The sequence below is a fragment of the Catenibacterium sp. co_0103 genome, assembly GCF_004168205.1.
Classification (GTDB): domain Bacteria; phylum Bacillota_I; class Bacilli_A; order Erysipelotrichales; family Coprobacillaceae; genus Catenibacterium; species Catenibacterium mitsuoka_A.
On record NZ_RCYB01000143.1, the window covers coordinates 1 to 3,570 of the forward strand.

The 3,570-nt window shown below is 34.3% G+C and carries 4 protein-coding genes; all 4 read right to left on the reverse strand.

Annotated elements, in window-relative coordinates:
* Nucleotides 1–108: 108 nt before the first annotated feature.
* Entirely contained in the window at nucleotides 109–912 is an 804-nt protein-coding gene (locus tag EAI80_RS12410; protein WP_129982288.1) for a zinc ribbon domain-containing protein, read from the reverse strand.
* Between the two features lie 5 nt (nucleotides 913–917).
* Entirely contained in the window at nucleotides 918–1,421 is a 504-nt protein-coding gene (locus EAI80_RS12415; protein ID WP_129982289.1) for a thioredoxin family protein, read from the reverse strand.
* A gap of 77 nt (nucleotides 1,422–1,498) precedes the next feature.
* The gene (gene gpmI / locus EAI80_RS12420) at nucleotides 1,499–3,025 is read right to left on the reverse strand and encodes a 2,3-bisphosphoglycerate-independent phosphoglycerate mutase (RefSeq protein ID WP_129982290.1); all 1,527 of its coding nucleotides are present in this window, start codon (nucleotides 3,023–3,025) and stop codon (nucleotides 1,499–1,501) included.
* 74 nt (nucleotides 3,026–3,099) lie between these two features.
* Nucleotides 3,100–3,570: hypothetical protein (locus EAI80_RS12425; protein WP_238634620.1), on the reverse strand; the 471-nt coding region annotated here is incomplete at its 5' end.

The window sequence follows — 3,570 nt, forward strand, 5'->3', positions numbered from 1 at the left end:
GACTGCCCTTTACAAGTGGAAACCCCCAAATATTTAAAGCGAGTTTTTTATTGACCCCCCTTAAAAATTAAAGGTTCGCATTATGCATACTTCCCTGAGGAATACTCGTTAACGAGCAAGAGAATGGTTTCCTTCTGTTTGTGCTTTAAATTGTGATTGGTACTTATTTCCCGGGTAAACGACTAGAGATACTTTACTATCATTGATATAAGCACCTAAGCCATAATGGCCTAAGAATTTTTTATTTGTTTCAAATTCTTCTTGTTTATTGTGGAAAGCTTTCATCAGCTTATTGTATGTAGGCTGATCAATCACTGATGTGATTAATTCTTTGTTGTCTTCCTGGAGAAGATCTTTGAAAGTTTTACAGTTATCTTTTGTGATTATTGTTTTAATAGAATCTGTCTTTGAACGATTATAAGTACGTTTAATCACAAGAGTTGTATCATCATTCAAAGATGTCTTACATGTAATAGTTGTATAGAGATCATTGTTGGAATAAACAGAATAATCGTAAGTAGCAGTAAATGTCTTACCGTACTGTTTTTCTAATGATTTCTTATAAGACTGAGCAGGTTTGATGAATGTTTCAGCATTAGAAAATTTCTTCTTAAATGCGCTAGAGGAATCAAAGTGATAGACTTCTTCTCCTTCTGATTTCTTTAATTCACCTAACTCATAAAGTTTTGACTGCTGGAAATTAGATGTAATTGACTTTCCTGTAAAGAACTGACTATAGAATACAATAGCCATAGGAAGCGCAATAGTAAGTAACATGATGACTAAATAACCTTTCATCATGCGACCTAGAATAGTTGTACTTCTAGGTGGATTTCTTCTTAAATCATAACCGCAATGTGGACAGAAGTGATCTGTGGGTCTGATATCTTTATGACAATGTGGACATTTCATAGTTATTACTCCTTAAAATAATGATTCATAAATACTTTGAATTCTTGAATGAATTCTTTTTTCTTTTTGATTTGTTGACTACGATCCTTAATCGCATAATAGTCTTCATCAAGATACTGATATTTACTTTGTACAGAACCCTTTGAGATGACTTCTAATGTGGGTGTCCAATTAAAATCAAATGTTTTATAGAGATTCTTATAGAACTCTTTTTCTTCTTTGGTGGCATCTTCTTTGAGTGATGCATCACGATATGCTTTGATATTGAGGTAATAAACACCTTCATTTGGATGCTTATTAAGATAGTCTTCAAGGATAGGTTTAAAGGCCTGACAGTCTCCACAATCAGGACGACCTAGATAAAGCATGAAAGAAACATCTTCTTTCATGAGTTTCTTTAATTCTGTATATTGTATCTCTTTAATACCTTTTACACTCTTTTTTTTAACTGAAGATGTACTACATCCTAAAAGTATTAAAGTAAGGCATAAAATGAGTAATTTCTTCATTTTCATTTCTCCTTTTCGACTATATTACCACAAATACAAAAAAAGCGAAACTAAGACGTCTCGCTTTAATAGTTCAATTATTTAATAAGGCTTGTACCATCCATTTCTTCTGGGATAGCAAGTCCTAGAAGCTGTAACATAGTTGGAGCTAAGTCTCCAAGTTTTCCGCCTTCTTTTAATTCAAGGTGAGAGTTTGTTACGATTAAAGGTACATCGTTTGTAGTATGTGCTGTGAATGGGTTACCTTCTTCATCAAGAAGTCTTTCTGCGTTACCATGGTCAGCAGTGATTAACATAGTACCACCAAGTTCAGCAACCTTTTCGTATACTTCACCAACACAATCATCAACAACTTCAACTGCTTTGATAGCTGCAGGAATAACACCTGTATGACCAACCATGTCGCAGTTAGCGAAGTTAACGATGACTACATCGAATTCTCCAGAATCTAATTCTTCGATTAACTTATCTTTTACAAGGTAAGCACTCATTTCTGGCTGTAAGTCATAAGTAGCAACCTTAGGTGAGTTGATTAAGTCACGCTTAGCACCTTCGATTTCCTTATCTTCTCCACCATCAAAGAAGAATGTTACATGGGCATACTTTTCAGTTTCAGCAATTCTTAACTGCTTTAATCCCTGAGCTGATACATAATCACCAAATGTGTTAGTTAATTCTGGTAAAGCGAATGCTACATGACCATTTACTGAATCAGCATATTTCATCATACATACGAAATAGATACCATTTCTCTTAGTTGCTGGTGTATATCCCTTATCTGCATAGAAATCAGGATTTGTCATAACAGTAGCAATCTGGATTGCTCTGTCTGGACGGAAGTTAGCAAAGATGACTGAATCATTATCTTCTACAGCACCGTCTACTGCTGAGTTATAACCAGGTACTACGAATTCATCAAATACTTCTTCAGTATAAGAATCTTTTACGAACTGTACTGGATCAGTGAAGCTGTTTCCTTTATGATCAACAATTGCTTCATAAGCTAAGTTAACACGGTCAAATCTCTTATCACGGTCCATTGCATAATAACGTCCAGAAATAGATGCGATTTCACCAACACCGATTTTCTTCATTTCTTCAGCAAGTTCACCAACGAAGTCTACTGCTGAATCAGGTGCTACGTCACGTCCATCTAAGAATGCATGTACATAAACCTTAGTTAAACCAGCATCTTTAGCAAGCTTTAATAAAGCATAGATATGTTCATTTGAAGAGTGAACTCCTCCGCTAGATAATAATCCCCAGATATGTAACTTAGAATCATTCTTCTTAGCGTTTTCTACTGCTTCTACAAATTTTTCATTTGTGAAGAAAGTACCTTCAGTAATTGCTTTATTGATTAAAGTAAGTGACTGATAAACAGTACGTCCTGCACCAATATTCATATGACCAACTTCTGAGTTACCCATCTGTCCTTCAGGTAAACCAACAGCGTTACCACAAGCTTTAATAGTTGTAGTTGGATACATTGCCATTAAATCATCAAGATTAGGTGTATTAGCAAGTTTTACTGCGTTACCATCTACTCTATCAGTTAATCCATAACCATCCATAATACATAAAACAATAGGTCTTTTTTTCATAACTTTTCATCCTCCGTATACTTCAAAGATAATAGCATTATCCACTTTGAAATTCAATAAGCATGATTTAAAAATTAGATATTTAAACCATAACTTTCTAAGATTTCTTCACCAAAGGAAATCAAACGTTCAACATCGATATCCTCTTCTCCTCTTTGTGAATAAACGATAATCATCTGTTCATGATACTCAAAGCGATTACAATGAATAAGCGCATTAATATCTTTGCTCATCTGAGGTAAATAGTTAATAAACTGATTTTCTTTCATCTTTCTTAAAAGAATACAATAATCTGCTAATGCAAGTTCTAGATGAAGAATTGTACGCATACGATCTTTATTAAGTACTGCTTCTTCAAGTATTCCTTCCTGTAAATCAATCTTTTTCATATGATTAAGTACAACTTTAACGTTAGAGATAGAACCATCCAACGCTTCCATATAACATTTCTCTTTGAGTTCTCTTTCCTTCATGATTTCCTCCATTTCCCCGCGCCTTCGTTGCGCGGACACAAATATATAACCAAACTCAAATCCACCAAAACT

Excerpts from the sequence above, each read along its gene's own strand:
- EAI80_RS12415 (WP_129982289.1), bottom strand. The coding sequence starts at position 1,421 with ATGAAGAAATTACTCATTTTATGCCTTACTTTAATACTTTTAGGATGT.
- EAI80_RS12410 (WP_129982288.1), bottom strand. The coding sequence starts at position 912 with ATGAAATGTCCACATTGTCATAAAGATATCAGACCCACAGATCACTTC.
- gpmI (WP_129982290.1), bottom strand. The coding sequence starts at position 3,025 with ATGAAAAAAAGACCTATTGTTTTATGTATTATGGATGGTTATGGATTA.